This is a genomic window from Sphaerospermopsis sp. FACHB-1194 (genome assembly GCF_014696235.1).
GTDB lineage: Bacteria > Cyanobacteriota > Cyanobacteriia > Cyanobacteriales > Nostocaceae > Sphaerospermopsis > Sphaerospermopsis kisseleviana.
In genome coordinates, this window is the sequence record NZ_JACJPU010000025.1 from 15,824 (window position 1) to 32,342 (window position 16,519).

The following is a 16,519-nucleotide window of genomic DNA, read 5'->3' on the forward strand; positions in this document are numbered from 1 at the left end:
TTCCCTCAAATTTACCAAAAGGAAAAAAATTGTGTCTCAACCACGTAATCGGTGGATAATTCAGGTTGTCTTACTTCTGGCAGTTGCGGCGTTTATTGGGGTTTCTATTATACCCATCATTGGGGCTTTCAATGATTCTCAACCCTTAGCACAAAATACTAGCAGCAACTCTACTAATTCTAGTTTATCTCAGCAAAAGTCAAAGTTAGCAGATGAAATTCGCGGTTTGGAGCTAGTTTTGCAACGAGAACCTGAAAATCAAGCTGCACTTAAAGGTCTTTTACAAGCAAGGTTACAATTACTCAATCAAAAAGGCAGAGGTGAAGTTAAAAATGCTGATATCCAAGCGGTAATTGAACCTTTGGAAAAGTTGGCTAAATTGAATCCACAGCAGTCGGAGTATGCGGTTTTACTAGCACAAGCAAAGCAGCAAATGGGCGATAATGAAGGAGCAGCCCAAACTTATCGCTCTATTTTAGCAACCAAACCCGGTGATCTCAAGGCTTTACAGGGAATGGTAAATTTACAACTCAGTCAAGAGCGCCCAGAAGCTGCTATTGGCTTGTTACAAGAAACTTTATCTACAGCAACTCAAGCAAATTCCATTCAGTCTGGAAGTGTTGATGTTGTTGCTGTACAGATACTTTTAGGCAATGTTTACGCTTTACAGAAAAATGAGACTCAAGCTATCTCTTTATACGAGCAAGCAATTAAAAAAGATCCTCAAGATTTTCGTCCTGTGTTAGCAAAGGCGATGCTTTTAAAAGAACAGGGTAAGCTCGATGAAGCAAAACCTTTGTTTGATAGTGCTACGGCTTTAGCTCCTGCTCAGTATAAAGATGAAATTAACAAGGCAGCAGCGCCTAGTCCTACCCCCGCAGCATCACCGGAAAGTACACCGAGTCCATGAGGATGGGCATTGGGCATTGGGAAAAATACAAATAATTTCCCCCTGCTCCCTGCTCCCTGCTCCCTGCTCCCCTGCTTCTTCCCCTGCCTTTTGCCTCCTGTCTCCTAGTTTCCTTCTATGGCGGCGACGATACCGAAGATAATAAATAAAATGCCTCCCAGGAGGGTTATTTGTTTTTCGGAAATTCTACCTGCAATTAATTTACCACCAATGACGGCGATCGCTGCACAAATTGAATGTCCTAATATTGCTCCTGCTGTGACACCGATGGCGTTGTTACTTGCTGCTAGGGCTATGGTGGCTATTTGTGTGCGATCGCCCCATTCGGCTATAAATGTTAATACAAAGGATTTCAGTAATATTGACCAGGTACTTTTCTGCTTACTGTCTAACTCCGCCTTTTCTACTGCTTCTTTTGCCTCGTCCATCACTTCTTCATCGGCTTTAGCTGGCATTTTCCAAGCATCGTAAAGCAGTTTTAAGCCAAAAGCGATAAATAATACTATTTCTGCATAGTGTACATATATTTTTGAACCTTGTGTTAAAACTGACAGTATTTGCCCAAATATCACTGATAATACTGTCATTGCTGCTAAGGCTGCTGTTACCCCTGCAAACACTATTTTTCTGGAGTGCTGCATAGAGAGAATGACGGCGATAAAAAAGGTTTTATCACCTAGTTCGGATATGGTAATTAATAATAAACCTGCGGTGAAGGCTGTTAACACTCTCTGTTGCTCCTGTAGGATTTTTTACCTGTGTGGAGCTTCTAATGAGAGTTTTTATGACCTCACTGAAGCTCACACACTGTTTTTGTGTGAACTCAGTGAAGGTCTCGCTTTCAAATACTTTTTTATTCGCCATCTGAACCAGGCTCATCACCAGTATGTTGATTCAGATGCACTGGCTTTTGCCAGCAGCTACTCCCCTTCTATTTGATGTGTATTATACCTTGATTGTCGTTGGGTGTCAAGGGTTTTGGAGGAATGAACCGCAGAGGCGCTGAGGAAGCGAAGGGAAGAGGGTTTTAGGGTTTTTTTTGGAGTTTTTCGAGATTTAACCACGTTCACCGGAGGTGTTACCGAAGGATAGAAGCGAAGGACACGAAGAGAAGAGGGTTTAAGAGAGATTTTTCGTCAGGTTTGATAGACTATTGACATTTTGCTTTCATTTTGAGAGTATAATGAGTTTCGTTATAAACCAAAAGTGAAAGCGGAACGATGATCTACACATACACAAATCAGAAAAAGTTAAAAACTAAACCCAAAATCTATGCACTTAATTTCCATTCGCACCCTCCGCAATGATGCAGCAAAATATCCTGATATCAAAAAACAAATTGAAGATTGGAATACAACTGTTAAAAAAGCTGAATGGCAAAATTTAGAGGATGTGCGTAAAGTTTACCGTGATACTGAAGCAGTTGGTAATTTCACTGTTTTCAATATCAAAGGTAATGATTACCGTTTAATTGTCGGGATTAATTATGCAACACAAAAGGTTTTCTACAAATACTTGCTAACTCACGCTGAATATAGTAAAGAGAAATGGAAAAATGATGATTACTTTTGATAATAAAACCTATAGTCAATTACTAGCAGAGGTCGCTCCTCAAGTAATTGAAACTGAGGAAGAGTATGAACGTCTTTTAAAAGTTGCTGAATTTCTAACTTTTAAGAAAAATCTGACTCCAGAAGAGCGAAAATTAGATAAATTGCTTGTGAAATTAATTGAAGATTATGAGGAAGAAAATTATCCAATGGATAAATCTACACCTCATGAAATATTACAACACATCATGGAATCTAGTGGCCTTCGTCAAGCTGACTTAGTGCGTATTCTCGGTTCTAGTAGTGGTGTGGTTTCGGAAATGGTTAATGGTAAACGTTCCATTAGTAAAGCACAAGCTAAAGCTTTGGGAGAATATTTTAAGGTTTCTCCTAGTTTGTTTATTTGAATTTCGGTTTTTTAGGATTTTTGTCTGAATCAGGATGTCCAGGATTTAAGGATTTTCAGGATTTTTATTCAGGGATTTTTTAATGATGTAATTTGCAAAAATACAAAGATTCACAAAATATCATAGTAGAATAGTCAAATGCTGAAAATTCTTAAATCTTATAAATTTTAAATCTGCCGAAAACTCACATCCTTAAATCCTGTATGTCCTGATTCTGACAATCACAACATTATGAAAATTCGGGAATTTGATAAATCCTGAATCCTACTAAAAATCACATCCTGTAAATCCTTAAATCCTGGATATCCTGATTCAGACAAACTCATTTATTCTTTCCCAAACTTGTTCTAATAAATCAGAATCCGCAACATTAAAATATTCCAAATTAGAAGTTTGTCTAAACCAAGTGCGTTGACGTTTGGCAAATTGTCGTGTGTGCAAAGCTATTAAATCTGTTGCTTCCTCTAAATTAATTTCTCCTGCTAAATATTGTTTGATTTCTTGATAACCTAAAGTATTCAATAATGGCAAATCAACACCATATTTTTGACATAAATCTTTAACTTCTGCCACTAAACCATCTGCTATCATTTGTTCTGTACGTTGGCGAATCCTTACATCTAAAATTTCTGGTTCACAATCTAAATAAATTTGTAAAATTGGATAATTTGGGGGGTTTTCTCCCTGTTGCTCAGACATGGGACAGCCCGTGACATAATATACTTCTAATGCTCTTAATGTCCGCACTAAATCGTTAGCATGAATTTTTTGCACTGCTATAGGATCAACTTGTTTTAACATCTGGTAAAGTTGATGTTGACCTAATGATTCTAGTTGCGATCGCAATTCTGGTTGTGGTGCAACTCTGGGGATTTTCATTCCCTGCACTATAGCACGTATATATAAACCTGTCCCACCTACCAACAATAATGGAGAAACTCCCAAATTATCTATTAACTGTTGTGTCTGTTCCTGATAATCTGCTACTGTCATTGTTTCAGTCGGTTCACAGATATCAATCAAATAATGGGGGATTAATTTCTGTTCTTCCCGCGTTGGTTTAGCGGTTCCAATGTCAAACTCGCGGTATACTTGACGGGAATCAGCACTGAGAATGACAGAACCTAATCTTTCTGCTAAACTTAACGCTAATCCAGATTTTCCTGTAGCTGTCGCACCACAAATCACAATTAATTTAGTCATTAGTAATTAGTTATTAGTCATTGGGTTATATTAATCTTCATCAGTCCCCAATCACTAGTCCCCAGTCCCCAGCCTATTCCACCCCCTATATAAATTTGCTATTAAATTGCTCTAGAGACGGCATTAAGGCTTTTGTGTTATAATTTTGGGGTGATTTTACTTTTTTAGCCTTTTGGCGAATTAAACCCCTTTTTATCAGGAGAATTTTCATGACGAGCAGTTACAGTGCCGATCAGATTCAAGTTCTGGAAGGTCTGGAAGCCGTCCGTAAACGACCAGGGATGTACATTGGTTCTACAGGGCCGCGAGGACTACATCATTTAGTTTACGAGGTAGTGGACAACTCTGTTGATGAAGCTTTGGCTGGTTATTGTACTCATGTTGAAGTGGATATCAATGCTGATGGTTCTGTTACAGTTACAGATGATGGTCGGGGTATTCCTACGGATATTCACCCGAAAACTGGAAAATCAGCTTTGGAAACGGTGTTAACTGTTCTTCATGCTGGTGGTAAGTTTGGTGGCGGTGGCTACAAAGTATCTGGTGGTTTACACGGTGTGGGTATTTCTGTTGTTAACGCCCTTTCTGAGTTTGTAGAAGTAACTGTTTGGCGTGATCACAAGGTACACAACCAACGCTATGAAAGGGGTATACCTGTTACTGATCTGCAAGCAAAACCACATAAAGAACCCCAGACCGGTACTTCTGTTACTTTTAAACCAGATGAGCAAATTTTTACTACTGGTACTGAATTTGATTATATCACTTTAGCAGGTCGTCTGCGGGAGTTAGCCTATCTCAACGCAGGTGTAAAAATTACCTTTACAGATCATCGTTTAGAAGTTATCAAAAGTGATGCACCCAAGGTAGAAACTTATGAATACAAAGGCGGTATTAAAGAATACGTCGCCTACATGAACCGGGAAAAACAACCTTTACACGAAGAAATTATTTATGTGCAAGGGGAAAGGAATAATGTTCAGGTGGAAGTTGCCTTACAATGGTGTACTGATGCCTATACTGATAATGTCTTAGGTTTTGCTAATAATATCCGTACTATTGACGGCGGTACTCATTTAGAAGGTTTAAAAACTGTTCTGACTAGAACTTTAAATGCGATCGCCCGCAAGCGGAATAAAATTAAAGAAAATGAATCTAATCTCAGTGGTGAACACGTCCGCGAAGGTTTAACCGCAGTTATTTCCGTTAAAGTCCCTGATCCTGAGTTTGAAGGACAAACTAAAACTAAACTTGGTAATACGGAAGTCCGGGGTATTGTTGATTCTTTCGTAGGAGAGGTTCTGACTGAATACCTAGAATTTCATCCTACTGTCGCTGATTCTATTCTAGATAAGGCTATTCAAGCTTTTAAAGCCGCAGAAGCAGCACGTCACGCAAGAGAGTTAGTTAGAAGAAAATCTGTACTGGAATCATCCCCTTTACCCGGTAAATTAGCAGATTGTAGTTCTCGTGACCCCGCTGAATCGGAGATATTCATCGTGGAAGGTGATTCAGCGGGTGGAAGCGCGAAACAAGGACGCGATCGCCGAACTCAAGCTATCCTGCCCCTACGTGGTAAAATTCTCAACATTGAAAAAACCGACGACGCAAAAATCTACAAAAACAACGAAGTTCAATCTTTAATTACAGCATTGGGTTTAGGCGTTAAAGGTGAAGAATTTGATGCCTCACAATTACGCTATCATCGTGTGGTAATTATGACTGATGCTGACGTAGATGGGGCGCACATCCGAACTTTGTTGTTAACATTCTTCTATCGTTATCAGCGATCGCTCATTGAACAAGGTTTCATCTATATTGCTTGTCCACCACTATATAAAGTAGAACGGGGCAAAAACTACCAGTATTGTTATAGCGATCGCGAATTACAACAACACATTGCCACCTTACCAGCTAACGCTAACTATACCATCCAGCGTTTTAAAGGTTTAGGGGAAATGATGCCCGAACAACTGTGGACAACAACCATGAACCCAGAAACCAGGACACTAAAACAAGTAGAGATAGAAGACGCAGCGGAAGCAGATCGAATATTTACCATTTTAATGGGCGATCGCGTTGCACCCAGACGGGAGTTTATTGAAACCTATGGTTCTAAACTAAACCTCACAGATCTAGATATCTAATTTGTTATCTTGAATCTAGTTATAGAACTCGCCCTACATCCAATGGATGTATGGGTGAGATTAATTACTAATAGCTGTGTTAAAATACTAGTATTTAACAAGCCGTTCGCCTACATCCACCGCATCAAGTACGATCAAGTATCTCCACCAAGTTCCGATACTTTATCGGGCGTGGTTTTGGCTCACTCGATTTTCTTATAATGAAGCAAGTTTTGGAAAATAAATGTAGTATACTTATAAAATACTTATAAAACAAGTAAAAATACCCTGCTTGGCAAATAAAAATAGCAGTCATTTAAAATATTAAGGTGCTAATATATACCTTTATCCGGTGAAACTACTAACAATATATTTGCCAATATTGTCATATACCGCTATGGTAAAGAATATAGATTTGCTGTTAGCGTATCGAAGACAGCGAAAGCTCCGAAGGCAGCATAGCGTCGCCACTTACTGATAGCTGAAAGCTGGCGATTTGTATTATGTATCCTATGCACTTTTTTCATAAGTAGGTAAATTGTTTAGCATATCCAATGACAAATTATTTCTCGACTGATTAAAATATCTTTGTATACAATAGGAACAGTTTGTCAAGCTGCATAGGGTTGAAATCTTCACATTGCGCTAATGTGTTAATAAGGCCGAAAAGAGAAAACTCTAAATTCATCTGTCAATCGGCTTATTCTCCCAAAACCTTAACTCCTTAGTTGAGGTTATGAACATAGCATATACAAGGCTTGGTGTCTGGAAACAAGCACCACCACTGTTACACTATTGCCCTATATACTCAGCGGTTAGCCTAGTTTTGCTATCTCAAATAAGTAATTTATGAAGGAATGGTAAACATGGGGGTGCATCAATAACTGCTAACTTGAGTGAACCTCCAATGTGCTGTTGCCAGGAAACTCAGAAAACTATTGTTTTACTTGGGGTTGAAAATCTCCCCATAGCAAGTGCGCCTACCTTTTAATCTAATGAGAATGCCACTGCAAATTCAAAAAGTTTCCAACAAGATTTAATGGTGTGACTACCGTTTTTAATGTCTTTTTGATAAAAGTGGCTTCATCTTGGTAAATGAGTTCGTTATTAACACACAAAAAGATTACAATTTCTGTGAAACAGGCTACAATCAGAACAGTCTTAACAGGTAAATCTGCCCGCAGTCATATCCATTATGTCTGAAGTGGTTAATTTATTGATTAAGGTGTATCTGGTTATAGACCAGTGAATCAGAAGTTCTGTATAACGGCAACAGCGATTAGTTTTACTTTTTCAGAGCAACTCACATAAAAGTGATTTTTTGCCATTAAAGTAAACAACTGCGCCTCCATTGAGAGGAAATGGGAAAGATCATAGGCAAATTAGCCAAAAGCCTATATTTCGGTGAAAAAAAGCTCGATCACAAGAGCAGTAACCACATTTTGAGTAATTGATTCTGCAAGGAGCATGAGGAACGCGGCATGAACCAGGCTAACAACGTACTCGATATTGATTATCGGCCTGACCTAGAAATAAATACGCCTGATATCGAAGAAGAACTCTTATTAATCGAGGATGAAGAGGACTTACTGCTAGTTGATGACGGCGATATTGATGATTTTTTAGAGCCTCAGACTGATGAGGACGACGCAAAGTCTGGAAAAGCCGCTAAATCGCGTCGTCGGACACAAAGCAAGAAAAAACACTTTACCGAAGACTCGATTCGCCTTTACCTGCAAGAAATCGGTCGGATTCGTTTATTACGCGCAGACGAAGAAATTGAACTGGCGCGGAAAATCGCTGATTTACTGGAATTAGAAAGAGTAAGGGATCATCTGTACGAACAGTTAGAACGAGAACCCGAATTTAAGGAATGGGCAGAAGCGGTACAACTGCCATTACCAACTTTCCGTTATCGTCTGCACGTAGGCCGTCGGGCGAAAGATAAAATGGTGCAATCGAATCTGCGGCTTGTGGTTTCTATTGCTAAAAAATATATGAATCGTGGCTTATCCTTCCAAGACTTAATTCAAGAAGGTAGCCTGGGTTTGATTCGGGCAGCAGAAAAATTTGACCATGAGAAAGGTTATAAGTTTTCTACCTACGCTACATGGTGGATTAGACAAGCAATTACAAGAGCGATCGCTGATCAATCTCGTACTATTCGTCTACCAGTTCACCTCTACGAAACTATATCACGGATCAAGAAAACTACCAAGCTATTATCTCAAGAAATGGGTCGCAAACCTACGGAAGAAGAAATTGCGACTCGCATGGAAATGACTATTGAGAAACTGCGGTTTATTGCTAAGTCAGCCCAGTTGCCCATTTCATTAGAAACACCCATTGGTAAAGAAGAAGATTCCCGTTTAGGCGATTTTATTGAATCTGATGGCGAAACACCAGAAGATCAAGTTTCTAAGAACTTACTCCGTGAAGACCTAGAAAAAGTCCTCGATAGTCTCAGTCCTCGTGAAAGAGATGTGTTGAGATTACGCTACGGCTTAGATGATGGTCGCATGAAAACCTTGGAAGAAATCGGACAGATTTTCAACGTTACCCGTGAACGCATCCGCCAAATAGAGGCCAAAGCACTCCGCAAGTTACGTCACCCCAATCGTAACAGCGTCCTCAAGGAGTATATTCGGTAAGGGGACTGGGGACTGGTGACTGGTGACTGGTGACTGGTGACTGGTGACTGGTGACTGGTGACTGGTGACTGGTGACTGGTGACTGGTGACTGGGGACTGGTGACTGGTGACTGGTGACTGGTGACTGGTGACTGGTGACTGGTGACTGGTGACTGGTGACTGGTGACTGTGAAAACAAGAAACAGGAAATATTTATCTTTCTCCTGACTCCTTGAACTTCTGACTCCTTGAACTCCTGCCTTCTGACTCCTAAAAACTGAAAAACCTGGTAGTTAATTACAACCACCAGGTTTTTTAGTTTACAGAAAAATTTGCATTTCAAAATTTACAGAATACCCCAGAAGTGCAGGAAGCCTTGGCCAGAGAACAACTCAATTAAAGTTGCTGCTAAAAAGCCAATCATTGCCAAGCGACCATTCCAAATTTCAGCTTGGGGAGTAAAGCCCCAACGCCAAGCATTGCGATCTTCAGGTACAGAAGTAATAGTTTTTGTTGCATTAGTCATGGTTCGCACTCCAAACTATATTTACTAAGCTTTATTGCCTTATGTAAACTAATATAACAATTTTTTTCAGAAATGCAATATTGATTTATGTTTGTGTAGAGATTTGTGAACATAATTTAACAAATCTTATAAATTGATTAGCCAACAGGTGACAAGAATGTTGTCACCCTGAACTTCCAAGCTAAACTTCTAAATTTATGATCGCACCTCAAAAACGCTGATAATTACCTCATCTCGGTTGACTTGTAAAACACTTTCACCCTTAGCATCTCTATCTAGCATCGGCACAGAGTCCACAGGTATTCTGACCACTCGCTCCTTATTAGTAACTATTGCCACCTCTGTACCAGGGATAGCACGTACCATTCCCGCCAAATGATCAGTTTTGTTATGAAACTTGAGGATTTGTAGACCTAAATCACCACGATTAGCTGCTCTTAAATTGCTGGCGGGTATTCGCTTGGCGTATCCTTCTTGAGTAACCAGCAATAACTGATCATCTTTACCAACATTCGCACAGCCGACCATTTGCTGATTTTTTACCAAGCGAAAAGCTTGTAAACCCATTGCCGCACGTCCCATAAGAGGTAACTGTTCATCATTAACGGCAAATCGCAACAAGCGGCCGCCAGAACTAGCTAAAATCAGATGTTGACCTGTGGTGGTAAACTCAGTAAAAGACAATTCATCATTATCTTTGAGTTTTAAAATCGTAATTCCGCGCCGACTGAGATTAGCAAATTCCTCCAAAGCCAGACGCTTAATGCGCCCTTGTTTTGTCAGCAGTACAATTTGATTAATTTCAGGATCTTCTGGCAGCACAAAGCGGCTAACAATACCTTCTACATTGGCTTGAGCCGTACTGGTAAGCATGGTAATTAATGGTGTTCCCCGTGGAGAACGTCCAGTTGTGGCGGGAATATCTCCCACTTTCACAGGGTAAACTTTGCCCCCAGTATTGAGGATGAGCAAATCTTGATTGGTATCAGTTACCGCTGTTTGAATAATGAAGTCATTTTCATGCAAACTGTTTTCAGTTTTTGGTTTCTTCCCATGAGGAGAAAGACGACGTACATAACCGCGTTGAGTAAATTCTAAAATAGCTTCTTCTGAGGGTTGTTCAGATTTGGAATTTTCCTCTGTTTCTGTTTTGCCCTTTTCTTGTTTAACTGGGATATCGCTGATGGAAGAAATTTTAGTTCTTCTAGCATCTTCATATTTGCGTTTGAGAGTTCGCAAATCCTTTTTCAAAGACTTCAGTAATTCCCGTCGGTCTTCCAGTAATCTCCGCAATGAGGTAATTTGCGCGTTGAGGTCACTAAATTCCTGCTGTAAATTTTGTTGTTCTAAACTGGTGAGACGGCGTAATGGCATGGCTAAAATGGCATCCGCTTGTACTTCACTCAAATCTAATTGGCTACAAAGAGTCATTTTGGCTGTACTACCATCGGTAGCTTGCCTTAAAATAGCAATTACTTCATCTAAGTTAGATAAAGCTGTTAATAAACCAGTGACGATATTTAAACGATTTTCAGCTTTACCTAACTCATAACTGTAGCGACGATTAAGGGTATGTTCTCGGAAATTGAGAAATTCCTGTAACATTTGCCGCAAGCTTAACTGGCGGGGTTGTCCATCCACCAAAGCCAAAAGAATTGCGCCAAAGGTAGTTTGTAGGGCTGTTTGGTGGTAGAGATGTTGGAGGACATCCTGGGGGTTGGTATCGCGTTTGAGTTCAATGACTACTCGCATTCCTTCACGATCGCTCTCATCTCGCAAATCAGAAATGCCGTGTAAACGACCTTGATTGACCAAATCAGCGACTTTTTCAATCCAGCCAGCTTTATTCACTTGATACGGTAATTCTGTGACGATAATCGCTGTCCGGCGCTTACTTCCCCTAGTTGGCATAACTTCTTCTAGGGTAGCTACACCCCGGAGAACGATCCCACCTTTACCGGTAGTGTATGCTTCTCGAATGCCTGAGTTACCAACAATTTCCCCACCTGTAGGAAAGTCAGGTCCAGGAATTAGCTCAAATAACTTCTCATCCTTTAAATCTGGATTATCAATTAAAGCTATTAAACCATCGACTATTTCCCCTAAATTATGGGGTGGAATATTTGTAGCCATTCCCACAGCAATACCAGCACAGCCATTAAGTAAGAGAAATGGTAACTGAGCAGGTAATACTGTGGGTTCTTGTTGTGAATTATCGAAATTTCCGATAAATTCTACAGTTTCTTCGCCAATTTCTGCCAGCATTCCTTCATGACTCACTGGTGCAAGGCGCGTCTCTGTATAACGCATTGCTGCTGGTGGGTCATTATCCACACTGCCAAAATTACCATGTCCGGCTAGTAAGGGGTAACGGCTGGAAAAATCTTGTACTAACCTGACCAAAGCATCATAAACAGCTTGATCCCCGTGGGGATGGTATTTACCTAATACGTCACCAACTACGCGAGCGCATTTGCGATAAGGTCTATCTGGTGTTAAACCGAGTTCGTGCATGGCATACAAAATCCGCCGATGCACAGGCTTTAAGCCATCACGCACGTCCGGTAATGCTCGCCCAACTATCACACTCATGGCATATTCTAGATAAGACCGTTGCATCTCGGTGTGCAGGGGTGTTGGAATTACCTGTCCCGTGGAGAGAAGGTTTAACTGTTGTGCCATGAGTTTTTTCCCTGAATTCTAACTATACAAAAATCGCTGTAACTTACCACTGTAACAACCACAGCATTACCAATGAAATAGCATTCCTCACACAATTTTGATTCTCAGAGGATAAAAAACCGTAGTATTATCCTTGATGTTGGGGATACACATTGATTATTAAACGGGTGGCAAATATTATTTGCTGCATAACGTCTTATACCAAATTGGTAGCGGTTATACTGTTTCAAATTGTGGAAACACCTTAACCATCAACACTTTCCCATCGAAAATCCCAAAGCAGAAATCCAATATTGCTTGTAATCCTCCCATATTCACCCTAATTTAAATTCTTAAATTCTCATGAAAACAGTTTTGATTGTCGAAGATGATCTGATTAATGCTCGTGTTTTTTCCAAGATTTTGACCAAACGTGGTGGCTTGGGGGTAAAACACACGGAAGATGTGGAAGAAGTAATAAAAATTGCCCAAGCTGGGGAAGCTGATTTGATTTTAATGGATGTTTCTCTGTCACGTAGTATTTATCAAGGCAAGTCTGTTGATGGTATCAAAATTACACAAATGTTAAAATCTGACCCACAAACCGCAAATTTACCTGTGATTTTAGTGACTGCACACGCTATGGAAGGCGACCGCGAGAACTTTCTTAAACAAAGTGGTGCTGATGGCTACATCTCAAAACCAGTTGTTGACCATCAGCAATTTGTTGAGCAAATCATGGAACTTCTCCCCAAAAACTAGCTTTGAGTATTGATAACTGATATTAGCAACGTTCACCCATCAAGATTTGGCAATATTTGTATTTTGGGAAAGAATCTACTGTGCAGTCGGTGGATCGGGGATGATTACATCTTCCTGTGGATATAGGGCTGATTGCATTTGAGGTAAATCCAAGAACTTTTTGGCATCTAGTAACAGGCGTGTACCCCAAAGGTTTTGTTTAAGAAAGTCTAATTCTGCATAGCGTTGGTCTATGCGGAGTGCTTCTTGCCCTATTGCTAAACCTTGTTGGCTATCGCCTTTAGTATACAGTGCTACTGCTAGTGCTAATAAAGGTTCTGCTGCTTTTTTGTCAATAGCAATTGCCTCTTGCCATTTCTTTATTGCGCCTTCAACATCCCCTTGTTCGTATTTAATTAAGCCAATGTTGTTAACTGCTGGCCAGAATTTTTTATCCTGGGATACAGATTCATTAAATTTGGCGATCGCCTCTGGTAAACGACCGAGCATATAATAAGCATTACCCAGATCAAACAACCCTTCTGGATCATTGGGTTGTAACTTCAACCCAGCTTGATAATAGTTGGCTGAAGCTTGATAATTTTCTTTCTGAAAATTAGCTGAACCTATAGCAAAAAGAACATCCGCATTTTTGGGATTGAGAGTTTGTGCCTTTTTCAAAGCTGCGATCGCTGCATCAAACTCTTTTGTTTGCAGATGTAATCCACCTAACAGGAACCATACTTTATCATTTTTAGGAGCTAGTTGAGTCGCCAGCCTCGCTCTTGGCAAGGCCATATCAATTTGCTGAAACTGAGCTAATTGAGCAGCTTCTTGAGCCAAGCTCAAACCCTGCTTCTCTAACTTAGCTGTATCAATCTCTACTGTATGAGGTATTAGCGCCTGTGCGTGAACTGCTTGGGGCAGATTCCATAAACCACAGACAATTAGAAAAGAAATAAAATTAAGGTGTTTTGGCACACTACCGCCTCTTAGCCACAAATCAATTTATCTTTACCGTTAGCTTAGACGATTTCCACTGTAGACGACAGGTAAATTTTACAGAATAGTGGTGATTGGTGATTGGTGATTGGTGATTGGTGATTGGTGATTGGTGATTGGTGATTGGTGATTGGTGATTGGTGATTGGATGAATAACCCAATTCCCAATTGACATTAATTGTGAAAATTTGTTATATTAATAAGTAATAACATACTTATTTATGCCACGGACACCAAAAATTACCAATGAGCAAATATTAGATGCAGCCCGTGAAATATTTCTTGAGCAAGGTTTTGGGGCTTCAACCTTGGAAATTGCTCAAAAAGCTGGAATTTCAGAAGCGTCTATTTTCAAACGCTTTTCCACTAAAGAAGAACTTTTCTTTGCATCAATGGGTATTCCTGAAAAATCACCTTGGGGAAAGAAACTTGACGCTTTGGTGGGAAAAGGAAATCTGAAACAAAATCTTATAGATTTGAGTCTAGAGATTCTAGAATTTAATCGTCAAGTAATGCCACGTTTGATGATGTTGCGATCGCGTGGTAATTTAATCCCAGAAATGTTCAACCGCGCAGATTCTAGACCTAGCCGAGATTTGAAAACATTTACCAATTTTCTAGAAAGGGAAATAGCACAAGGAAGACTGCGCCCCTGCGATCCCCAAACTATTGCTATGATATTGTTAGGATCACTGATGAATTATGTTTTCTTAGAGCATATACACCCCACAGGAGAACGACCTACAGATGAACTCTTATTTGTCCAGAATCTCATAGAGATAGTTTGGCAGGGAATTTCACCTACTTAATCTCAATATTAATTGCACAAGTGAGTGTAATATTTTTAGCCAATTAATTTGGGCAATTATTCAACAATGGACAATTAACAATGAACAATTGACAATTACCTTTCCCTGAAAGTCAGAGTCTTGAAAAAGCGGAATTTTTGGCTTTTTTACCCTGTAAAGAGGAGGTGTTAAACCTTGAATGAAACAATTGTCAATTATCAACTGTCAATTATCAATTAATAAGTGATTACTTACATTTTATTGTTGTGGTTTGAGATTGGTGATTAGTGATTACACCCACGTTTCGTCTTTCCTCAACACCAGTAAAATTCACCCTATGATGTGAGGGCGCACCATTCTCTAAACTTTTAGTATAAATAAGAACTTACATCTATTCATCTTAGTTATTTGTCAGTTAATAGCAAAAGATTGTTTAGTATTGAGATCAAAACTTGATAAATTGGGTAATTTACGAAATTTTAGACAAATAAGAAGGCAAATAATAATATGACTAGCTACACAGAAATTCCACTGATAGGCAAAAAAGTTAAGTATCCATTACGCTGGCTGATGGGTTTAGTCGCTGCTGGTGTTTTCGTTGTGGGGACAACAACAGTCCTAAAAGTAGTAAACCGGGAAAACAGCAAACAAGACATTTCTCAACTCACTGTTCCCGTGGAAGCAAAAAGCGTCACAGTGAGAATTACAGCGAGTGGGAAAGTGCAACCAGTACAAAGCGTGAATATTAGCCCGAAAAGTCCGGGATTATTAGCAGAATTAAACGTTGAACAGGGAGAAACAGTCCAAAAGGGGCAAATTATAGCCCGCATGGATAATTCCGAAATCAAGATGCGGATACTTCAGTATCAAGCTAACTTAGAACAGGCCAAGGCACAACTAGCAGAAAGCGAAGCAGGGAGTCGTCCTGAAGAAATTGCCCAAGCAAAAGCGAGATTAGCACAAGCGCAAGCTCAACTAGCTGTAATTCGTGCTGGTAATCGTTCGCAGGAAATTGATCAAGCTAGGGCGGCTGTAGATGCTGCTAACGCTCAGGTAGAACTAACTCAATCCAGGGTAAAGCGTTACCAAGCTTTAGCTAAAGAAGGTGCTATTTCTCAAGATACTTTAGACCAGTACATTACTGAAGATAGAAGAGCAAAAGCCAGTTTAGAAGAAGCAAAAAAGCGATTATCTTTGCAAAAAGCTGGAAACCGTGATGAAGATATCAAAAGACAACAAGCAGTTGTTACCCAAGAAAGGGAAGCATTGCGAAAGTTAGAAAATGGTAGTCGTCCTGAAGAAATTGCTCGTTTGAGAGCAGCTGTAACAGCTGCCAATGCTCAATTAAGACAGCAACAAGTACAGTTAGAAGATACAATTATCCGCGCTCCCTTTTCTGGAATTGTTACCCAAAGATATGCCACATTAGGAGGTTATGTTAGTCCTGCTATTTCTGCTTCTAGTAATGCTTCTGCTACTTCCACTTCAATTATTGCTTTAGCTAGAGGTTTAGAAATTTTGGCGAATGTTCCTGAAACTGATATTGGGAGAATTAAACAAGGACAAGAAGTAGAAATTGTCGCTGATGCTTATCCTGATCAGGTGTTTAAAGGGAGTGTACGTTTAATTGCTCCTGAAGCAGTTGTAGAACAAGGTGTAACATCATTTCAGGTGCGGATAAATATTGATAGTGGTGTGGATAAATTGCGTTCTGGTTTAAATGTGGATGTGACATTTTTGGGCGATCGCATTAATGACGCTTTAACTATACCCACTGTCGCTATTCTCACGGAAAATGGCAAAACAGGGGTATTAGTACCAGATGAAAATAATAAACCCCAGTTTCGAGAAATTACTATTGGTACACAAATTAAAAATGAAACTCAAGTTTTAGAGGGTGTAAAAACAGGTGATTTAATATTTATTAATCCTCCAAAAGATTACAAGATTAAAAAAGAGAAAAAATAGGTGACAG

Annotated in this window: 14 protein-coding genes; 8 read left to right on the top strand and 6 right to left on the bottom strand. The window is 39.7% G+C overall.

From position 1 onward, the window contains the following. Positions 1-31: 31 nt before the first annotated feature. The gene (locus H6F45_RS15225; protein ID WP_190347601.1) at positions 32-910 is read left to right on the top strand and encodes a tetratricopeptide repeat protein; all 879 of its coding nucleotides are present in this window, start codon (positions 32-34) and stop codon (positions 908-910) included. A 104-nt stretch (positions 911-1,014) separates the two neighbouring features. Here H6F45_RS15225 and H6F45_RS15230 read toward each other — a convergent pair whose 3' ends face one another. Next, a complete protein-coding gene (locus tag H6F45_RS15230; RefSeq protein ID WP_096569084.1) occupies positions 1,015-1,638 on the bottom strand; it encodes a TMEM165/GDT1 family protein in 624 nt (207 codons plus the stop codon). A 544-nt stretch (positions 1,639-2,182) separates the two neighbouring features. On the opposite strand from H6F45_RS15230, the gene H6F45_RS15235 reads away from it, so the two are divergent. Next, entirely contained in the window at positions 2,183-2,482 is a 300-nt protein-coding gene (locus H6F45_RS15235; RefSeq protein ID WP_187039016.1) for a type II toxin-antitoxin system HigB family toxin, read from the top strand. Continuing rightward, positions 2,466-2,867, top strand: a complete 402-nt coding sequence (locus H6F45_RS15240) for a helix-turn-helix domain-containing protein (protein ID WP_190347602.1) — start codon at positions 2,466-2,468, stop codon at positions 2,865-2,867. The genes H6F45_RS15235 and H6F45_RS15240 overlap by 17 nt, the downstream gene beginning before the upstream one ends. A gap of 312 nt (positions 2,868-3,179) precedes the next feature. On the opposite strand, the gene miaA is transcribed toward H6F45_RS15240, so the two are convergent. Then, complete coding sequence (miaA, locus tag H6F45_RS15245) at positions 3,180-4,070, bottom strand: tRNA (adenosine(37)-N6)-dimethylallyltransferase MiaA (protein WP_190347603.1); 891 nt, start codon at positions 4,068-4,070, stop codon at positions 3,180-3,182. Positions 4,071-4,279: 209 nt separating this feature from the next. On the opposite strand from miaA, the gene gyrB reads away from it, so the two are divergent. Then, positions 4,280-6,217, top strand: a complete 1,938-nt coding sequence (gyrB, locus tag H6F45_RS15250; protein ID WP_137668426.1) for a DNA topoisomerase (ATP-hydrolyzing) subunit B — start codon at positions 4,280-4,282, stop codon at positions 6,215-6,217. Between the two features lie 1,460 nt (positions 6,218-7,677). Continuing rightward, positions 7,678-8,847, top strand: a complete 1,170-nt coding sequence (gene rpoD, locus H6F45_RS15255; RefSeq protein ID WP_096569065.1) for an RNA polymerase sigma factor RpoD — start codon at positions 7,678-7,680, stop codon at positions 8,845-8,847. Here rpoD and H6F45_RS15260 read toward each other — a convergent pair. From H6F45_RS15260 to gyrA, 3 genes are all read right to left on the bottom strand, one after another. Further along, complete coding sequence (locus H6F45_RS15260; protein WP_190347604.1) at positions 8,828-9,133, bottom strand: hypothetical protein; 306 nt, start codon at positions 9,131-9,133, stop codon at positions 8,828-8,830. The two genes, rpoD and H6F45_RS15260, sit on opposite strands and share 20 nt — an antisense overlap. A gap of 39 nt (positions 9,134-9,172) precedes the next feature. Next, positions 9,173-9,352 carry a chlorophyll a/b-binding protein gene (locus tag H6F45_RS15265; RefSeq protein ID WP_096569061.1) on the bottom strand — a complete coding sequence of 60 codons (180 nt, stop codon included), beginning with the start codon at positions 9,350-9,352 and terminating at the stop codon, positions 9,173-9,175. A 195-nt stretch (positions 9,353-9,547) separates the two neighbouring features. After that, the gene (gyrA, locus tag H6F45_RS15270) at positions 9,548-12,034 is read right to left on the bottom strand and encodes a DNA gyrase subunit A (protein WP_190347605.1); all 2,487 of its coding nucleotides are present in this window, start codon (positions 12,032-12,034) and stop codon (positions 9,548-9,550) included. 342 nt (positions 12,035-12,376) lie between these two features. Between gyrA and H6F45_RS15275 the strand changes: the two genes are divergently transcribed. Next, on the top strand, positions 12,377-12,775 hold the full coding sequence (locus H6F45_RS15275) for a response regulator (RefSeq protein ID WP_096569055.1): 399 nt from the start codon (positions 12,377-12,379) through the stop codon (positions 12,773-12,775). 75 nt (positions 12,776-12,850) lie between these two features. Here H6F45_RS15275 and H6F45_RS15280 read toward each other — a convergent pair whose 3' ends face one another. Further along, positions 12,851-13,735, bottom strand: a complete 885-nt coding sequence (locus tag H6F45_RS15280; protein ID WP_096569052.1) for a tetratricopeptide repeat protein — start codon at positions 13,733-13,735, stop codon at positions 12,851-12,853. Positions 13,736-13,977: 242 nt separating this feature from the next. Here H6F45_RS15280 and H6F45_RS15285 point away from each other — a divergent pair, with 242 nt between their 5' ends. Together H6F45_RS15285 and H6F45_RS15290 are read left to right on the top strand one after the other, a co-directional pair. Continuing rightward, the gene (locus H6F45_RS15285; protein ID WP_137667783.1) at positions 13,978-14,565 is read left to right on the top strand and encodes a TetR/AcrR family transcriptional regulator; all 588 of its coding nucleotides are present in this window, start codon (positions 13,978-13,980) and stop codon (positions 14,563-14,565) included. Positions 14,566-15,051: 486 nt separating this feature from the next. Beyond that, the gene (locus tag H6F45_RS15290) at positions 15,052-16,512 is read left to right on the top strand and encodes an efflux RND transporter periplasmic adaptor subunit (RefSeq protein ID WP_096569046.1); all 1,461 of its coding nucleotides are present in this window, start codon (positions 15,052-15,054) and stop codon (positions 16,510-16,512) included. The last annotated feature ends 7 nt before the right edge of the window (positions 16,513-16,519 follow it).

What these genes read in the sequence shown, in the direction of transcription:
- H6F45_RS15290 (WP_096569046.1), top strand. Translation starts at nt 15,052, where the DNA reads ATGACTAGCTACACAGAAATTCCACTGATAGGCAAAAAAGTTAAGTAT.
- gyrB (WP_137668426.1), top strand. Translation starts at nt 4,280, where the DNA reads ATGACGAGCAGTTACAGTGCCGATCAGATTCAAGTTCTGGAAGGTCTG.
- rpoD (WP_096569065.1), top strand. Translation starts at nt 7,678, where the DNA reads ATGAACCAGGCTAACAACGTACTCGATATTGATTATCGGCCTGACCTA.
- H6F45_RS15275 (WP_096569055.1), top strand. Translation starts at nt 12,377, where the DNA reads ATGAAAACAGTTTTGATTGTCGAAGATGATCTGATTAATGCTCGTGTT.
- H6F45_RS15265 (WP_096569061.1), bottom strand. Translation starts at nt 9,352, where the DNA reads ATGACTAATGCAACAAAAACTATTACTTCTGTACCTGAAGATCGCAAT.
- H6F45_RS15285 (WP_137667783.1), top strand. Translation starts at nt 13,978, where the DNA reads ATGCCACGGACACCAAAAATTACCAATGAGCAAATATTAGATGCAGCC.
- H6F45_RS15235 (WP_187039016.1), top strand. Translation starts at nt 2,183, where the DNA reads ATGCACTTAATTTCCATTCGCACCCTCCGCAATGATGCAGCAAAATAT.
- gyrA (WP_190347605.1), bottom strand. Translation starts at nt 12,034, where the DNA reads ATGGCACAACAGTTAAACCTTCTCTCCACGGGACAGGTAATTCCAACA.
- H6F45_RS15240 (WP_190347602.1), top strand. Translation starts at nt 2,466, where the DNA reads ATGATGATTACTTTTGATAATAAAACCTATAGTCAATTACTAGCAGAG.
- miaA (WP_190347603.1), bottom strand. Translation starts at nt 4,070, where the DNA reads ATGACTAAATTAATTGTGATTTGTGGTGCGACAGCTACAGGAAAATCT.